General features: G+C 74.7%; 17 protein-coding genes. 10 read left to right on the top strand and 7 right to left on the bottom strand.

Going from position 1 to position 15,614, the window contains the following annotated elements; all coding sequences use genetic code 11:
• The 3 genes from PYV61_RS09100 to PYV61_RS09090 form a co-directional block, all read left to right on the top strand.
• On the top strand, positions 1-676 hold a 676-nt coding region (locus tag PYV61_RS09100), incomplete at its 5' end, for a phosphotransferase (RefSeq protein ID WP_275830573.1).
• 53 nt (positions 677-729) lie between these two features.
• Positions 730-1,224: a hypothetical protein gene (locus PYV61_RS09095; RefSeq protein WP_275830571.1), complete on the top strand. Its 495-nt coding sequence runs from the start codon at positions 730-732 to the stop codon at positions 1,222-1,224.
• A gap of 8 nt (positions 1,225-1,232) precedes the next feature.
• The gene (locus PYV61_RS09090; RefSeq protein WP_275830569.1) at positions 1,233-1,976 is read left to right on the top strand and encodes an endonuclease/exonuclease/phosphatase family protein; all 744 of its coding nucleotides are present in this window, start codon (positions 1,233-1,235) and stop codon (positions 1,974-1,976) included.
• A gap of 85 nt (positions 1,977-2,061) precedes the next feature.
• Here the strand turns inward: PYV61_RS09090 and ruvB are convergent, their stop codons facing one another.
• The 7 genes from ruvB to PYV61_RS09055 all read right to left on the bottom strand — a co-directional run bounded on the left by ruvB (position 2,062) and on the right by PYV61_RS09055 (position 7,437).
• Entirely contained in the window at positions 2,062-3,090 is a 1,029-nt protein-coding gene (gene ruvB / locus PYV61_RS09085; RefSeq protein ID WP_345785227.1) for a Holliday junction branch migration DNA helicase RuvB, read from the bottom strand.
• Positions 3,091-3,196: 106 nt separating this feature from the next.
• Complete coding sequence (locus PYV61_RS09080) at positions 3,197-4,357, bottom strand: aminotransferase class I/II-fold pyridoxal phosphate-dependent enzyme (protein ID WP_275830565.1); 1,161 nt, start codon at positions 4,355-4,357, stop codon at positions 3,197-3,199.
• Positions 4,358-4,498: 141 nt separating this feature from the next.
• Positions 4,499-4,996 (bottom strand): hypothetical protein, encoded by a 498-nt coding sequence (locus PYV61_RS09075; protein ID WP_275830563.1) that lies wholly within the window; start codon positions 4,994-4,996, stop codon positions 4,499-4,501.
• A gap of 11 nt (positions 4,997-5,007) precedes the next feature.
• Positions 5,008-5,514, bottom strand: a complete 507-nt coding sequence (locus PYV61_RS09070; protein ID WP_275830561.1) for a hypothetical protein — start codon at positions 5,512-5,514, stop codon at positions 5,008-5,010.
• Positions 5,515-5,550: 36 nt separating this feature from the next.
• Complete coding sequence (ruvA, locus tag PYV61_RS09065; RefSeq protein WP_275830559.1) at positions 5,551-6,150, bottom strand: Holliday junction branch migration protein RuvA; 600 nt, start codon at positions 6,148-6,150, stop codon at positions 5,551-5,553.
• Positions 6,147-6,665, bottom strand: a complete 519-nt coding sequence (gene ruvC, locus PYV61_RS09060) for a crossover junction endodeoxyribonuclease RuvC (RefSeq protein ID WP_275830557.1) — start codon at positions 6,663-6,665, stop codon at positions 6,147-6,149. Before ruvC ends, ruvA begins: the two co-directional genes overlap by 4 nt.
• Positions 6,666-6,693: 28 nt before the next feature.
• Positions 6,694-7,437 carry a YebC/PmpR family DNA-binding transcriptional regulator gene (locus PYV61_RS09055; RefSeq protein WP_275830555.1) on the bottom strand — a complete coding sequence of 248 codons (744 nt, stop codon included), beginning with the start codon at positions 7,435-7,437 and terminating at the stop codon, positions 6,694-6,696.
• A 193-nt stretch (positions 7,438-7,630) separates the two neighbouring features.
• On the opposite strand from PYV61_RS09055, the gene PYV61_RS09050 reads away from it, so the two are divergent.
• The 7 genes from PYV61_RS09050 to PYV61_RS09020 are packed head-to-tail and all read left to right on the top strand — an operon-like array spanning position 7,631 to position 15,480.
• Complete coding sequence (locus tag PYV61_RS09050; protein ID WP_275830553.1) at positions 7,631-9,190, top strand: response regulator; 1,560 nt, start codon at positions 7,631-7,633, stop codon at positions 9,188-9,190.
• Between the two features lie 13 nt (positions 9,191-9,203).
• A complete protein-coding gene (locus PYV61_RS09045; RefSeq protein ID WP_275830551.1) occupies positions 9,204-11,036 on the top strand; it encodes an ABC transporter ATP-binding protein in 1,833 nt (610 codons plus the stop codon).
• Positions 11,033-12,100, top strand: coding sequence for a glycosyltransferase (locus tag PYV61_RS09040; protein ID WP_275830549.1), 1,068 nt, complete (start codon positions 11,033-11,035; stop codon positions 12,098-12,100). The genes PYV61_RS09045 and PYV61_RS09040 overlap by 4 nt, the downstream gene beginning before the upstream one ends.
• Before the next feature lie 10 nt (positions 12,101-12,110).
• Entirely contained in the window at positions 12,111-13,115 is a 1,005-nt protein-coding gene (locus tag PYV61_RS09035; protein WP_275830547.1) for a lysophospholipid acyltransferase family protein, read from the top strand.
• Entirely contained in the window at positions 13,112-14,017 is a 906-nt protein-coding gene (locus PYV61_RS09030) for an ABC transporter permease (RefSeq protein WP_275830545.1), read from the top strand. Before PYV61_RS09035 ends, PYV61_RS09030 begins: the two co-directional genes overlap by 4 nt.
• Positions 14,014-15,180, top strand: a complete 1,167-nt coding sequence (locus PYV61_RS09025; RefSeq protein ID WP_275830542.1) for an aminotransferase class V-fold PLP-dependent enzyme — start codon at positions 14,014-14,016, stop codon at positions 15,178-15,180. Before PYV61_RS09030 ends, PYV61_RS09025 begins: the two co-directional genes overlap by 4 nt.
• A gap of 27 nt (positions 15,181-15,207) precedes the next feature.
• A complete protein-coding gene (locus PYV61_RS09020; RefSeq protein ID WP_275830541.1) occupies positions 15,208-15,480 on the top strand; it encodes a hypothetical protein in 273 nt (90 codons plus the stop codon).
• Positions 15,481-15,614 lie beyond the last annotated feature (134 nt).

Below are 15,614 nucleotides of genomic sequence, written 5' to 3'. Positions count from 1 at the left end.
CGGCGAGGGCGCGGTCGCCGGGCGCTGGCTGGACGCCGAGACCGACGCGCGCTCGTTCGCGCGCCACGCGCGGCGGCTGACCGACTGGGCGATCGCGCTGGCGCGCGCCACCCGCGGCGCCGACTGCGCCACCCCGTATGCCTGCCGCATGCGCCCCTGGGTCGACCTGTGGCTGGCGCGGTGCGGGGAGGCGCTCGACCCCGCGCTGCGCGACGAGGCGCTGGCGGTGCTGCGCGGCGCGGGCCCGCTCCCCACCGTGTGCGAGCACCGCGACCTGCGGCCCTGGAACCTGCTGGTGACCCCCGACCGCCGGCTGGTGGCGCTCGACTGGGACGGCGCGCGCTTCGACGGGCTGCCGCTGCTCGACCTCCTCCCCGCGCTCGGCTACCTGCGCTTCGCCCTCGACGGCGCGCTGCGGTCGCGCGCGTTCGGGCGCTCGTACGCGGCGCTGCCGGACGGACCGCGCGCCGACGCCCTGGCGGCGTACGCGGACGCGCTCGCCCTCGACGCCGACGCGATGCGCGTGCTGCGCGTGCTGGTGTGGGTGCGGCCGTGTGTGGTCGACGCCGGCGAGCACGCGGCGGCGCACGGCGGGCGCGTCCCGGACTGGTCGCGCACCCTCGTCCCCGTCTGGGCGGCGGAGGCGCGGTCGGCGCTCGGCGGGCGGGGGGCGTAGCCGAGCGTCGCGGCGCGTCCCGCGCCGGTCCCGACCTTGCACTCGCCCCCGGCATGTCCAACCCGGTCGTGGAAGCCGCCACCGCCCAGACCCGCTCCATGACGCCCGAGGAGCTCCGGCGCCGCGTGGTGCGGCTGGCGTTCGGCGGCGACGAGGGGCGCTACGCCGAGTTCCTGGCGGCGTTGCGCGAGGTGATCCCCCCCGACGTGGAGATCGTGCTCCGCGGGAGCGCGGTCACCGGCTGCCGGTGGGCCGACGGCGCCCCGTTCGACGCCGATGGGCCGGGGACGAGCGACCTCGACCTGACCTTCGTTGGCGGCGACATGCTGAAGCTGTTCGAGGAGTTCTACATCCCCGGGCTGCACAGCGTCCCGCTGAGCGACGAGCACCCGGACGCCTCGCCGACGTTCACGCCGCTGCGCCGCGCGCTCTGCACGCTGGTCGGGCGCCCGGTGAACATCCAGGCGACGTCGGACTTCCTGCAGTACGCGCGCGACGTGGTGATGGACCAGCCCTACCTGACGCTCGTGCCGCGCGCCGAGGAGTGAGGGCCGCGGTGCCGCTCCGCGTCCTCAGCTACAACATCAAGTACGGCGGCACGGGGCGCGAGGCGGCGCTGGCGGCGGTGGTGCGGGCGGCCGACGCCGACGTGGTGATGCTGCAGGAGGCGACCGACCCGGCGGTGGTGCGCGCGGTCGCGGAGCGGACGGGGCACGACGCGTGGGGCGCGCGCGTGGGGCACTCCACGGGCTTCCTGTCGCGCGTCCCGGTCGAGCGGCACGCCTGGCACCACCCGCCCGGCTCGCGCCACGCCTTCCTCGAGCTGGTCCTCGCCGACGGGGCGGGGACGCTGTTCGGGCTGCACCTCGCCGCCTGGTTCTCGCGCTGGAGCGAGCGCCGCCGCGCCCGCGAGATCGCCGCGCTGCTGGCCGGCGTGCGCGCCGAGGAGCAGGGCTTCCACGTGATCGCGGGCGACTTCAACGCGCTGGCCCCCGGCGAGCGGCTGGAGGTGCGGCGCTTCCCGGCGTGGATCCGCGCGATGATCTGGCTCAGCGGCCGCGACATCGCGCGCGACACGATCCAGTCGATGCTCGACGGCGGCTACGTCGACGCGTGGCGTCGGCTGCACGCGGCGGAGCCCGGGTACTCCTTCCCGACGTGGGACCCGCACGTGCGCCTCGACTACCTGTTCGTGCCGGCGCGGTTCGCGGAGCGGATCGGGCGGTGCGAGGTGTTCACGTCGCCGGGCGAGGCCAAGCAGGCGAGCGATCACTTTCCATTGCTGGTCGAACTGCTTTGACACGGAGGGACACGGAAACCGGGGGATGGACTCGAGCCTGAAGCCCATCCCCCGGTGTCCGTGTCCCTCCGTGTCTGCAGTTCGCTCAGCCGAAGAGATTCGGCTGCCCGCTCGCGGAGGGCGGCTCGTACCCGAAGTGGCGGTACGCCTGGTTGGTCGCCACGCGCCCGCGCGGGGTGCGCTGCAGGAAGCCGTGCTGCACGAGGAACGGCTCGTACACCTCCTCGATCGTGCCGCCGTCCTCGCCGACGGCCGCGGCGATGGTCGAGATGCCGACCGGGCCGCCGTCGAACTTCTCGATGATGCACTTCAGCACGCGCGCGTCCATGTCGTCGAGCCCGAACTCGTCGACGTCGAGGCGGCGCAGCGCGAGGTCGGCCACCTCCCGCGTGATCTCGCCCTGCGCCTCGACCTCGGCGAAGTCGCGCACGCGGCGCAGCAGGCGGTTGGCGATGCGGGGGGTGCCGCGCGAGCGGCGGGCGATCTCCTGCGCGCCGCCGGCGTCGCACGGGACCTTCAGCACCTCGGAGGTGCGGCGCACGATCAGCTCGAGCGCCTCCTCCGGGTAGTAGTTCAGCCGCTCGACGATGCCGAAGCGCGCGCGCATCGGCGACGTGAGCATGCCGAAGCGCGTCGTCGCCCCCACCAGCGTGAAGCGCTCGATCGGCATCGTGATCGTCTGCGCCTTCGGCCCCTCGCTGAGGCGGATGTCGATCTTGTAGTCCTCCATCGCGGGGTAGAGGAACTCCTCGATCACCGGGCGCAGGCGGTGGATCTCGTCGATGAAGAGGATGTCGCCCTCGCGCATGTTCGTGAGCTTCCCCACGAGATCCCCGGGCTTCTCGATCGCCGGGCCGCTCGTCGTGTGGATGTTCACACTGAGCTCGCGCGCGATCAGCTCCGCCAGCGTCGTCTTGCCGAGCCCCGGCGGCCCGTGGAACAGCGTGTGGTCGAGCGGCTCCTTGCGCGCGATGGCCGCCGCGATGGCGATCCGCAGGTTGTCCTTCACCTTCTGCTGGCCGATGAACTCGGCCAGCCGCTGCGGGCGGAGGGAGAGCTCGACGACGCTCTCCTCGCTCAGGACCTCGGGGGTGGTGATCTCGGCGCGGGCCATCGGGGGGGCCGGGGGGGCGGTCATGCGTGCATCCAGGCTTCTCGGGAACGTCCAGGCGGTCGGGAACCCCGGAATATACCCGAAAGGCCGCCGAAGGTGCCGGGCCCTACACCAGGGCCCGCATCCCCGACAGCCGCTCCGCGGCCGCCTCCATCGTCTCCGTCTTCTTGCAGAACGCGAAGCGCACGTAGCGCTTCCCGTCCGGGCTCCCCGGCCGGTAGAAGCTCGACCCCGGGACCGTCGCCACGCCGACGTCCTTCGCCAGCCACTTGGCGAACGTCACGTCGTCGTCGCTGCTGATCGCCGAGAAGTCGGCCATCAGGAAGTAGGCGCCGTCGGGGATCGAGAACCTGAAGCCGAGGTCGCGGAGCACCGGCGCCAGGATCTCGCGGCGCGCGCGGTAGTCCATCGCCAGGTGGTTGTAGTAGTCGGCGTCGAGCGCGAACCCGACGGCGGCCGCGGCCTGTAGCGGGGCGGGGGCGCCCACAGTGAGGAAGTCGTGCACCTTGCGGATCGCGCTGCTGGCGGCCGGCGGCGCGATCGCGAAGCCGAGGCGCCACCCCGTGCAGGTGAACGTCTTGGAGAGGCTCGAGATCGTGACCGTGCGCTCGCGCATCCCCGGCCACTGCGCGATCGGGTGGTGGTGGCCGCCGAAGATGATGTGCTCGTACGGGTCGTCGGTGAACACCCACGGCACGTCGTACTCCAGCACCAGTCGCGCGATCAGGTCGATCTCGGCGCGCGTGAACACCTTGCCGGTTGGGTTGTGCGGCGTGTTCAGCACCAGCGCCTTGGGGCGCCGGGCCAGCGCCGCGCGCAGCGCGTCCTCGTCGATGTGCCAGTCGGGGGCGACCAGCGACACGTACACCGGCGTCGCGCCCGAGAGCACCGCGTCGGGGCCGTAGTTCTCGTAGTACGGCTCGAAGATCACGACCTCGTCGCCCGGGTCGACCAGCGCCAGGAACACCGACGCCATCGCCTCGGTGGCGCCGCACGTCACCGTCACCTCGCGGTCGGGGTCGACCTCCAGCCCGTACCACCGGCGGTACTTCTCGGCGATCGCCAGGCGCAGCGCCGGCGTCCCCCAGGTGATCGCGTACTGGTTGACGTCGCCGTGGATCGCCGCGCACGCCGCGTCCTTCATCGGCGCCGGCATCGGGAAGTCGGGGAACCCCTGGGCGAGGTTGATCGCGCCGTGCTGCTGCGCGACGCGCGTCATCTCGCGGATGACGCTCTCGGTGAAGGTCGAGGCGCGGCGGGACGTCATGCGGGTCGCGGGGGCTCGGGTCGGGCTCGGGGCGCGCCGCGAGGCGGCGCGCGCGGCGGCCCCGCGAATCGACCGGGGTGCACGGGCGGCGTCAAGCCCGCCCGCGCCCGCGCGCGCGTCTCCGTGCGCGTCCGGCGTGCCTCAGCGCACCTCGAGCTCGGCGCGCAGCGGCGGCAGCTTGAGCGGGGCGCCCCCCGCCTGGATGACCGTCGGCTCCGCCGTCACGACGTAGCGCCCCGCGGCCGGCGCGCGGAACGCCATCGCCATCACCTGCTCGGCGCCCGCGGCGAGCGTCCGCTCGGTGATCGCCTGCCCGCAGCCGCTCCCGTCCACCGCCTCGCCCCCGGCGGCCGGCACCAGCGCGAGGTAGGCCGGCGCCGTGCACGAGAAGGTCACCGCCACCGGCGCCTGCGACGCGTTGCGCACCGCGAAGCGCACCCGCACCGAGTCGCCCGTCGCCACCGTGGTCGCGGCCAGCCGCAGCGTGGCGGCGAGCGGCCCCTGCGCCGCGCTGGCCTCGCCGACCGCGGCGGCCGGCGTCCCCGACCCCTCGCCGCCCGCCGGGTCGTTGGTCGGGTTGCTGGCGCAGGCCGCGGCCAGCAGCGCGGCGAGGGAGGCGAGGGAAGCGCGACGCGGCATGGGGCGGGACCTCAGCGGACCAGCAGCTCGGTGGTCACCGGGCTGATGACGAAGGGGCGGCCGTTGGCCTGGGTGATCGTGGGCGTCGCCTCGATCACGTAGAGCCCCGGCGCCAGCGGCTCCGACTTGGCCGACGCGCGCGTGGGGAACTGGAGCACGACCGACGCGTTCGGGGGCACGTCGTGCGTCACGACCGTGTCCTTGCAGGTCGTCGTCTCGAGCGCCGGGGCGCCCGCGGGGGCGTTGGACGCCCGGATCGCGACCCGCGCCGGCGCGCTGCACGTCTGCGTGAGGCGCAGCGTGTCGGCGTAGTCGTTCCGGATCTCGAAGCGCACCGAGAACTCCTCCCCCGGCGCGACCGCGTTGGGCGAGGCGCCGAGGCGCGTGGTCGTGCCCATCACGACGCGGGGCCCCTCGGGCGTCGCCGTCGCGCTGTCGGCCGCCGGGCGGCGCGAGTCGGCGTCGCCGCAGGCGGCGGCGAGGAGCAGGACGGCGAGGACGGAACGGGGGCGGGGCATCGGGGGAGCGCGGGGGAGTGCGGAGGAGGAAGCGGGTCAGCGGGCGCCGATGCGGGCGAGGCTGGCGCGGATCAGCTCCGTCGCGCTCAGCTTCTTGCCCCCGGCGTCGATCGCGCCCTTGACCGCGCGCTCGGCGTCGGCCGTGGTGTAGCCCAGCGAGACGAGGGCGCGGATCGCGTCGTCGGCCGAGGCGCCGTCGGGGCGCGGGCCGGGCGTCGGGTCGGTCTGCAGCTCGTCGAGCTTGTCGGCCAGGTCGAGGATGAGCTGCTCGGCCTTCTTGCGGCCGACGCGGGGCACCCCCTGCAGCGTCGCGACGTCCTTCTCGCGGATCGCGCGCACCAGCCGCTCGGCGGTCAGCGTCGAGAGCATCCCGATCGCCAGCGCCGGCCCGACCCCCTTGGCGCCCAGCACGCGCTGGAAAACGCGCCGCTCGAAGGCGCTGGCGAAGCCGAACAGCTGCCAGCCGTCCTCCTTCACCACGAGGTGCGTGTGCAGCGCGGCGTCCTCGCCGAGCTTGGGGAGCCCCTCGTAGGTGGAGAGCGGGATGAACAGCTCGAACCCGACGCCCCCCTTGGTGAGCAGCTCGACGCGGTCGAGCTCCTTGGCGACGACGCGGCCGACGACGTGGGCGATCACGAGTGGGTCACCGGGAGGCGGGCCGCACGGTCGCCGGCCGGGAGGTGCGGCGCCATGCAGTAGGTCAGGGCGGCGGCGACGCCGTCGGCGGCGTCGGACGGGGAGGGCACGGCCTTCAGCCGGAGCAGGCGCGTCAGCATGAACTGCACCTGCTCCTTGCTGGCCGCGCCCGTGCCGACGACCGCCTTCTTGATCTCGGCGGGGGGGAACTCGTGGACCGTGAGCCCCGCCAGCTCCCCCGCCAGCAGGATCACCCCGCGGGCGTGGCCGAGGGTGATCGTGGTGCGGACGTTCTTCGCGTAGAAGATGCTCTCGACCGCCAGCGCGTCGGGGCGGTGGCGGGCGATCAGCTCCTGCACCCCCTCGAAGATCTCGCGCAGGCGGGCCGGGAGCGGGTCGCGCGCGCGGGTGCGCACGACGCCGCACTCCACGAGCTTGGCGAGCCCGCCCCGCTCGGACCGCACCACCCCGTAGCCGGTGGTCGCGGTCCCGGGGTCGATGCCGAGGACCAGCATGGGCGGACTCCAGTCGCTCCGCGGCGGCTCAGGCTTCGGCCAGCGCGTCGGCGTCGATGTCGAAGTTCCCCTCGACCTTCTGCACGTCGTCCAAGTCCTCGAGCGCCTCCAGCAGCTTCATGAGCTGCTGGGCGTCGGCGCCCTCGACCCGCACGGTCGTCTTGGGCACCCAGGTGATCTGCGCGTCGCTGGTCTCCATGCCGCGGGCCTGGAGCGCCGCCCGCACCGCGTGCAGGTCGGCCGGCTCGGTGGTGACCACGTACTGCTCCTCCTCGCGCCGGAAGTCCTCGGCGCCGGCCTCGAGCGCGGCCTCCATCGCCGTGTCCTCGTCGAGCCCGGAGGCGTCGAGCGCCATCTGCCCCTTCCGGTCGAACAGGAAGGCGACCGACCCGGACGTGCCCATGTTGCCCCCGTTCCGCGACAGCTTGTGGCGGACGTCGGCGACGGTGCGCGTCGGGTTGTCGGTCAGCGCCATGACCATGAGGGCGACCCCGCCCGGCCCGTACGCCTCGTACAGGACCTCCTGGTAGTCGACCCCGTCCATGTCGCCCGTCCCCTTCTTGATCGCGCGCTCGATGTTCTCCTTCGGCATCGAGTTCGAGCGGGCCGTGTCGATCGCGAGGCGCAGGCGCGGGTTGTGTTCCGGGTCCCCGCCGCCGCTCTTGGCCGCGACGGTGATCTCACGGATGAGCTTGGTGAAGACGGCGCCGCGCTTCGCGTCGGTCGCCGCCTTCGCGCGCTTGATCGTCTTCCATTTGCTGTGGCCGGCCATGCTCGACTCTGCGCGTGCGGCGGGAGGTGGGGTGGGGGACGGGGCAATATAACGGCCCGGGAAAGGCGGGAGTCGTCACGGCGGGACTCGGAAAGGGCGGGAGTCGTAAGAGCGCACCGCGCCGTCCCGACTCCCGCTGTGATGACTCCCGTGGTAGCGACTCCCGCAGTACGGGGCAGTTAGGTTTCGGACCATGCCCCCCGCCCCGAAATCCCTCCTGTGGGTCGACGACGAGGCCGAGCTCCTCGAGCCGCACGGGATCTTCCTGCGCGAGAAGGGCTACGTCGTCGAGTGGGCGACGAACGCCGACGACGCCCTCGACCTGGTCCAGCGCCGCCCCTTCGACCTGGTCCTGCTGGACGAGCAGATGCCGGGGAAGCGCGGGCTGGAGGTGTACCGCGAGATCCTCGAGCTCGCCCCGAACCTCCCCGTGGTGATGGTCACCAAGAGCGAGGAGGACGCCACCTTCCGGGAGGCGATCGGGGTCAACGTCCGCGACTACCTGGTCAAGCCGGTCAGCCCCCGGCAGGTCCTGGCCGCCGTGGCCAAGATCCTCGAGGGGGCGCAGATCCGGTCGCAGGCGATCTCGCGCGCCTTCGTCGAGCGGTTCCGGGCGCTGGAGCTGGACCGCGACCGCGACCTCGACTGGCGCGGGTGGGTCGACCGGTTCCACGAGCTGACGCGGTGGGACGTGGACCTGGCCGCCGCCGGGGAGCGCTCGCTCTACGACTCGCTGCGCGGGCTGTATCCCGACATGCGACGCGAGTTCGCGCAGTACATGCGCACCGCCTACCCGGCCTGGCTGCGCGGCCCGCGCGCCGAGCGCCCGGCGCTGTCGGTGGACGTCGTCCCCGAGTTCCTGCTGCCGCTGCTGCAGGCCGGGCGGACGGCGGCGTTCGTGGTGGTCGACTGCCTGCGCCTCGACCAGTGGCTGATCCTCGAGCCGCTGCTCACGCAGTGGTTCGACGTCGAGACCACGCACTACTACGCCGTCCTGCCGACCGCCACGCCGTACTCGCGCAACGCGCTGTTCAGCGGGCTGTACCCGTCGGAGATGGCGGCCAAGCACCCGCAGTGGTGGGGGGAGCGCGAGGACGAGACGCTCAACGCCCACGAGCGCGAGCTGCTCGACCTGCAGCTGAAGGCGCTGCGCGGGCAGACGCCGGTGCGCTACCACAAGATCTCCAGCGCCGCCGACTCGGACGACCTGGAGCGGCACCTCCCCGGCGCGCTCGGCGGCGAGGGGGTCAGCGCGTTCGTGTTCAACTTCATCGACCTGCTGACGCACGGGCGCTCGGAGTCGATGATCCTGTACGAGGTGGCGCGCGACGAGGTGGCCCTCCGCCAGCTCACCCGGCAGTGGTTCGAGCGCTCCGCGCTCCTGTCGCTGCTCAAGGAGGCGGCGCGGCGGAAGGTGCCGGTCCTGCTCACCAGCGACCACGGCTCGATCCACTGCAACACGCCGGCGACGGTGTTCGCCAAGCGCGACGCGACCGCCAACCTGCGCTACAAGTTCGGCGAGGACCTGCGCGCCGAGCGGCCCGAGCACGCGCTGTCGTTCGGCAACGCCGACGACCTCAAGCTGCCGAAGCGCGGGATGGGCGCGAACACGCTGATGGCGGTCGGCGACACCTTCTTCGTGTATCCGACGAAGCTGCGCGAGTACCAGAGCCGGTACCGCGGGTCGTTCCTGCACGGCGGGGTGACGCCCGAGGAGTGCATCCTGCCGCTGGCGCTGCTCACGCCGCGCTGACGCCGCGCCGGCCGTGCTCCGCCGCCTCCTGCCGTTCGTCCGGCCGCACGCGCGGCTGATGGCCGCCGCCGTCGCCTGCACCGTGGGCGCGGCGGTGCTCGACGTGTTCGCGCTGACGCTGCTCGTCCCGTTCCTCAACGCGCTGTTCGGGAACGAGGCGCTGGCCGGGAACACCGCGCTCACGCGCCTGCTCGACTGGCTGATCGGCGGGCTGGTCGACCGCGCCCAGCCGATGGCGTCGCTGCAGCGCGTCATCGTCGTCATCCTCGGCGCGGTCACCGCCAAGAGCGTCTGCTCCTGGCTGGCCGGGAACTTCGGCGCCACGCTGCAGGAGCGCGTGACCCGCGACCTGCGCAACGCGACGTACGCGCACCTGCAGCGGCTCCCGCTCGCCTGGTTCTCGCGCGTCAAGGCGGGGCAGGTGCTGGCGCGGGTGATGAACGACACCCAGCAGACCAAGCAGGTCATCACCGAGCTGGTGACGCGCTCGCTGCTCAGCGCGACGACCGTGGTCGCCACGATCGCGGCGATGCTCGCCACGTCGTGGTCGCTGACGCTGCTCGCGCTGGTGGTCGCGCCGCTGCTGATCCTCGCGCTGCAGCCGCTGCTCCGGAAGCTGCGCAAGGGGTTCCGCCGCACCGGCGACCAGCAGGGGGAGCTGACGTCGGTGGTGCAGGAGTCGGTGAGCGGGATCCGCCTGGTCAAGTCGTTCGGCGCCGAGGCGTACGAGGAGCGCCGCTTCCGCGAGGCCAGCGACCGGCTGGCGAAGGGGCTGTCGCGCGTGGCGCGCACGACGTACCTCGCGCAGCCGCTCACCGAGACGATCGGCACCATGATCGCCGTCGCGGTGCTGTGGGTCGGGGCGCGGCAGGTGCTGGTGGGCGGCACGCTGTCGGGCGCCGACCTGATCGCCTTCCTGATCCTCGTGATGCGCATGCTGCAGCCGCTCAAGCAGCTGTCGCAGGTGCCGACCACCGCGCAGCAGTCGCTGGCGGCCGCCGAGCGGCTGTTCGACATCCTCGACGAGCCGACCGAGACGGCGCGCGACCGCGGCACCGTCGCGCCGGCGCGCTTCGAGCGCGCGATCGCGTTCGAGGGGGTGGGGTTCGCCTACCCGTCGCGCGGCGACGACCCGGAGGGGGAGGCCCCGCCGGTGCTGCGCGACGTGTCGCTGGTCGCGCGCCCGGGCGAGGTGATCGCGCTCGTCGGGCCGAGCGGGGCGGGGAAGAGCACGCTGGTCGACCTGATCGCGCGCTTCCACGAGCCGACGGCCGGGCGGATCACCCTCGACGGCATCGACACCCGCGGGATCCGGCTCGACGCGCTGCGCGCGCTCGTGGGGATCGTCAGCCAGGACACGGTGCTGTTCAACGATACGGTGCGCGCCAACCTGGCCTACGGCGCCGGCGACCGGTACTCGCAGGCGCAGATCGAGGCCGCCGCGCGCGCCGCCAACGCCCACCAGTTCATCGCCGAGCTGCCGCTCGGCTACGACACGGTGCTCGGCGAGCGCGGCACGCGGCTGTCGGGCGGGCAGCGGCAGCGCCTCGCCATCGCCCGCGCGCTGCTGGTCGACCCGCCCATCCTGATCCTCGACGAGGCCACGAGCGCGCTCGACACCGAGAGCGAGCGGCTGGTGCAGGAGGCGATCGACCGGCTGCTGGAGCGGCGCACGGTGTTCGTGATCGCGCACCGCCTGTCCACCGTCGTGCACGCCGACCAGATCCTGGTGCTGGAGCGCGGCGCCGTCGTCGAGCGCGGGACGCACGCCGAGCTGCTGGCGCGCGGCGGCACGTACGCGCGGCTGCACGCGCTCCAGTTCCGCGACCGCGAGGTGGCGGTGTGAGGGCGCTCTTCCACCACCCGCACGCCGAGTGGGACGGGCGCGCCCGCGCGTTCGCGGTCGCCGCGCGCGGGCTGCGCCGCCGCGGCTGGGAGACGCGCTTCGCGTGCTGCCCCGGTACGGAGCCCGAGCGCCGCGCCGAGGCGCTGGGGATCCCGGTGCACCCGCTCGCCCCCGACGCCGGGATCATCGGCGGGAGCGGCGCGCTGGCGCGGGCGCTGCGCGAGCACCTGGTGGACGTGCTGTACGTGCACGGCGAGCGCGCGCACCTGGCGGCGGCGGGCGGGGCGTGGCGCGCCGAGCGCGGAGTCATCGTGCGCCGCTTCGGCGCCGGAGAGGACGCGTCGCTCGGGCGGGCCGCGCGCGCCACCCTCGGGCAGGCGCCGATGGCCGCGCTGTGCACGTGGGCCGAGCAGGCGGCCGCGCTCCCCGCCGACGCGGGGCTGGCGGCGGTGGTGACCGCGGACCTCGGCGTGGAGGCCGACGCGGAGGGCGCGCGGCCGCGGCGCGAGGGGCCGCTGCGCCGCGTCGTGTGCGTGCAGACGCGCGCCGTCCGCGCCCGCACCGCCTCGGTGCTGCGCACGGTCGCGATGCTCGCGCCGCGCCACCCCGAGCTGCGCGTCGCGCTCGTCGGCCCCGGCGCGGACGACGAGGAGCTGCGGCTGCACGCCGCGGCGGTCGGGGTGAACCGGCTGGTCTCGCACCACGCCGCCGCGTCGCCCGCCGACCTGCTCGCCGAGGCCGACCTGGCGTGGGTGATCGCCGACGGCGACGACGGCGCGTTCGGCGTGCTCGAGGCGCTGGGCGCCGGCGTGCCCGTGCTGGTGGAGCGCGGCAGCGACGCGGCGCGCTACGTCCCCGACGCGATCGGCGGCGCGCACCTCCCGCCCGAGGACGTGCCCGCCGCCGCCGCGACGCTGGCGCAGCTGCTGGCGCACGACGCCGACCGGCAGTCGATGGGCGCGGCGGGGCACGCGCGGGTGGCGCGCTCCCACGGCGAGGCGGCGATGCTCGACGGCTTCGCGCGCGTGGCCATCGAGGCGCACGCGCGGGCGCGGCGGCGCTAGGTTGCGTCCGGTGTCCCCCGCGCCCGCCCCGCCCCCCGCCGCAGCCTCCGACGTCGACGCCGGGGCGTCCGCCGCGTCCGAGGCGCCGCCGACCGACCGGCCGGCGACGCTCGCGCACCGGCTGGAGTACGCGGCGCTGCGCACGGCGCTCGGCGGGCTCGGCGCGCTGTCGTGGGACCGCGCCACCGCGGTCGGCGCCTGGCTCGGCCGCACCGGCTACGCGCCGCTCGGCATCCGCCGCGGCGTGGTCGAGCGGCAGATCGCGGCGGCGTTCCCCGAGTTCGACGCCGACCGCGTGCGCGCCGTGGCGCGCGCGTCGTACGAGTCGCTCGGCCGCACCACGCTCGAGGCGGCGCTGGTGCCGCGACTCGGCCGGCAGGGGGTGCTCGACCTGTTCGAGCGCGTCGAGGGGTGGGACGTGCTCGAGGCGGCGCTGGCCCGGGGGCGCGGCGCGCTCGTGGTGACGGGGCACCTCGGCAACTGGGAGCTGGGCGGGTCGTACGTCGCCGCGCGCGGCGTGCCGATCGACGGCGTGGCGCGGCAGATGGCCAACCCGCTGTTCGACGGCTTCCTCACCGACACGCGGCAGCGCCTCGGGATGACCGTGGTGTGGGACGGGCACGCGGTGCGGCGCACGCCGCGCGCGCTGCGCGAGAACCGTGTGGTCGCGATGGTCAGCGACCAGGGCGCGCTCGGGCTGGCGTCGACCTGGGTGCCGTTCTTCGGGCGCCCGGCCAAGACGCCGCGCGGGCCGGCGGTGTTCGCGCTGCGGCTCAAGGTGCCCATCCTGTTCGCCGCCGCGGTGCGACAGCCGTCGGGGCGCTTCCTGCTCGGCTTCGAGCCGGTGCCGGTCGAGGAGACGGGGGACCGCGAGCGCGACGTCGACACGATCGTGGCCGCGTACACGCGGCAGCTGGAGGCGTGGGTGCGGCGCTACCCCGAGCAGTACTTCTGGCAGCACCGGCGGTGGAAGCACCAGCCGGCCGACACCCCCGCGCACCTGCGCGAGCCGTGAGCGCGTCCGGCTCGACGCCCGGCCGGGTGTGGCCGCTGCTGCGCCGCGACGGGCGGGCGCGCATCGGGCTCGCCGTGGTGGTCGCGCTCGTGCTGGCGGCCGTGCTGGCGCCGCTGGTCGCGCGCCAGGACCCGACGGCCATCGACCTGGCGGGCGCGCTGCGCGCGCCGTCGGGAGAGCACTGGCTGGGGACCGACGTGCAGGGGCGCGACGTCTGGTCGCGGCTCGTCCACGGCGCGCGCGTGTCGCTCGCCGTCGGCGTGCTGTCGCAGGCGATCTCGCTGGTGCTCGGCGTCGCGCTCGGGCTGGTGGCCGGCTACTACGGGCGCCGCGTCGACGACCTGGTCATGCGCCTCGCCGACGTCACGCTGGCCTTCCCGACGCTGCTGCTGCTCATCGCCATGGCGGCGGCGTTCGAGCCGTCGCTGACGACGGTGTTCGTGACCATCGGGGTTGTCGGCTGGGCGGGGATGGCGCGGCTGGTGCGCGGGCAGGTGCTCGTCGTGCGCCACATGGAGTACGTGCAGGCCGAGCGCGCGCTCGGCGCCGGCGACGCGCGGATCCTCGTGCGCCACGTGCTGCCCAACGTCATCGCACCGGTGGTGATCGCGGCGACGCTCGGCGTGGCGGGGGCGATCATGGCCGAGGCGGCGCTGTCGTTCCTCGGGCTCGGCGTGCAGCCGCCGACGCCCAGCTGGGGCGCCATGATCGCCGACGGGCGCGACCTCGCGCAGCTGCGGCGCGCGCCGTGGACGTCGCTCTTCCCCGGGCTGGCGATCGGCGCGGCGGTGCTCGGCTTCAACCTGGTCGGCGACGCGCTGCGCGACGCCCTCGACCCGCGGGCGGTGCGCCGCGGCGAGACGCCCACCGAGGCCGGCACGCCGCCGGCCGGCCGCCGATGACCGCGACCACCGTGGAGACCTACGACGTCGAGGCGCTGCGGGCCGCCGAGTTCCCGTGGGCGGCGCGCGGTGAGTCGATCTACCTCAACAACGCCTCCACCGGCCCGCTGCCGCAGCGCGCGGTCGACGCGGTGTCCGACTGGACGCGCCGCCGCGCGGAGCCGTTCCGGCTGCGCGACGCCGACCTGTTCCGCACCGTCGCCACGGCGCGCGAGCTGGCGGCGCGGCTGATCGGCGCCGAGGCGGGGGAGATCGCGCTGATGGTCAACACGTCGTACGGGGTGAACCTGGCGGCGCGCGCGCTCCCGCTGGCGGCCGGCGACGTCGTGCTGACCTTCGACCGCGAGTTCCCGGCCAACGTCTACCCGTGGATGGCGCTCGGCGACCGCGGCGTGCGGCTGGAGCTGGTGCCGACCGTCGACGGGCTCCCCGACGAGGACGCGCTGGTGCGCGCGCTCGACCGCCGCGAGGTGCGCGCGCTGGCGGTGAGCTGGGTGCAGTTCGCCTCCGGCTACACCGCCGACCTGGCGCGGCTCGGGCGGCTGTGCCGCGAGCGCGGCGTCTGGTTCTTCGTCGACGCCATCCAGGGCGTCGGCCCGCTCACGCTCGACGTGCGCGAGGTGCCGATCGACCTGCTGGCGTGCGGCGCGCAGAAGTGGCTGCTGTCGCCGTGGGGCTCGGGGTTCTGCTACGTGCGCCGCGAGCTGATCGCGCGCCTCGCCCCGGACGCCGTCGGGTGGATGGCCGTGCGGGGGAGCGACGACTTCTCGCGGCTCGTCGACTACGACTTCACGCTGCGCGACGACGCGCGGCGCTTCGAGGTGGCGACGCTCCCGTACCAGGACATGGCGGGGTTCGCGGCCAGCCTGTCGCTGCTGCACGAGCTGGGGCCGGCCCGCGTGGCGGCGCACGTGCGCGGGCTGGCCGACCGGATCGTCGAGTGGGCGCGGGCGCGCGACGACGTGCGGCTGGTGACCCCGGCCGACCCCGCCCGCCGCGCCGGGATCGTCAGCGTCGCCCCGCGCGACCCGGCGGCCGCCGCGGCCCGGCTGCGGGAGGCCGGCGTGGCGCACTCGGTGCGCGAGGGGGCGGTCCGGCTCTCCCCGCACGGTTACAATACGCCCGACGAAGTCGCCCGCGCCCTCGACGCGCTGGCCGGCTGAACGCCCCCGCACTCACCACGCCCCGACATGACCGCCACCACCCTCCGCCGTGCGCGCGCGGCCGCGCTGCTGGCGAGCGTCTGCGCCGTCGCCGCCGTGACCGCCTGCACCGGGCGCAACGACGGCCGCAAGGACCCGTACGGCAACGCCAACATGGGCGCCGGCGGCCCGGCCCCCGCCGGCCCGGCGCCGGGGCACAACACCGACACGACGATGATCCCGGCCGCCAGCACCGCGCCCACCGGCGCCGCCGCGACGCCCGCGCCGACTCCCGCGCCCGCGGCGACCAAGGCTCCTTGAAAGACAGACACGGAGGACACGGAAACCGGGGGAGAGACTTCAGCCGCTAGTCTCTCCCCCGGTTTCCGTGTCCTCCGTGTCTAGAGCAGATCACGGCGCGGCGTAGCGGCCGTAGCCGCAGTGGCGGAAGTAGC

This window comes from Roseisolibacter sp. H3M3-2, assembly GCF_029211165.1.
Taxonomy (GTDB): Bacteria; Gemmatimonadota; Gemmatimonadetes; order Gemmatimonadales; family Gemmatimonadaceae; genus Roseisolibacter.
Note: the sequence above shows the minus strand (reverse complement) of the source record. Positions and strands in the feature narration are given on the sequence as shown.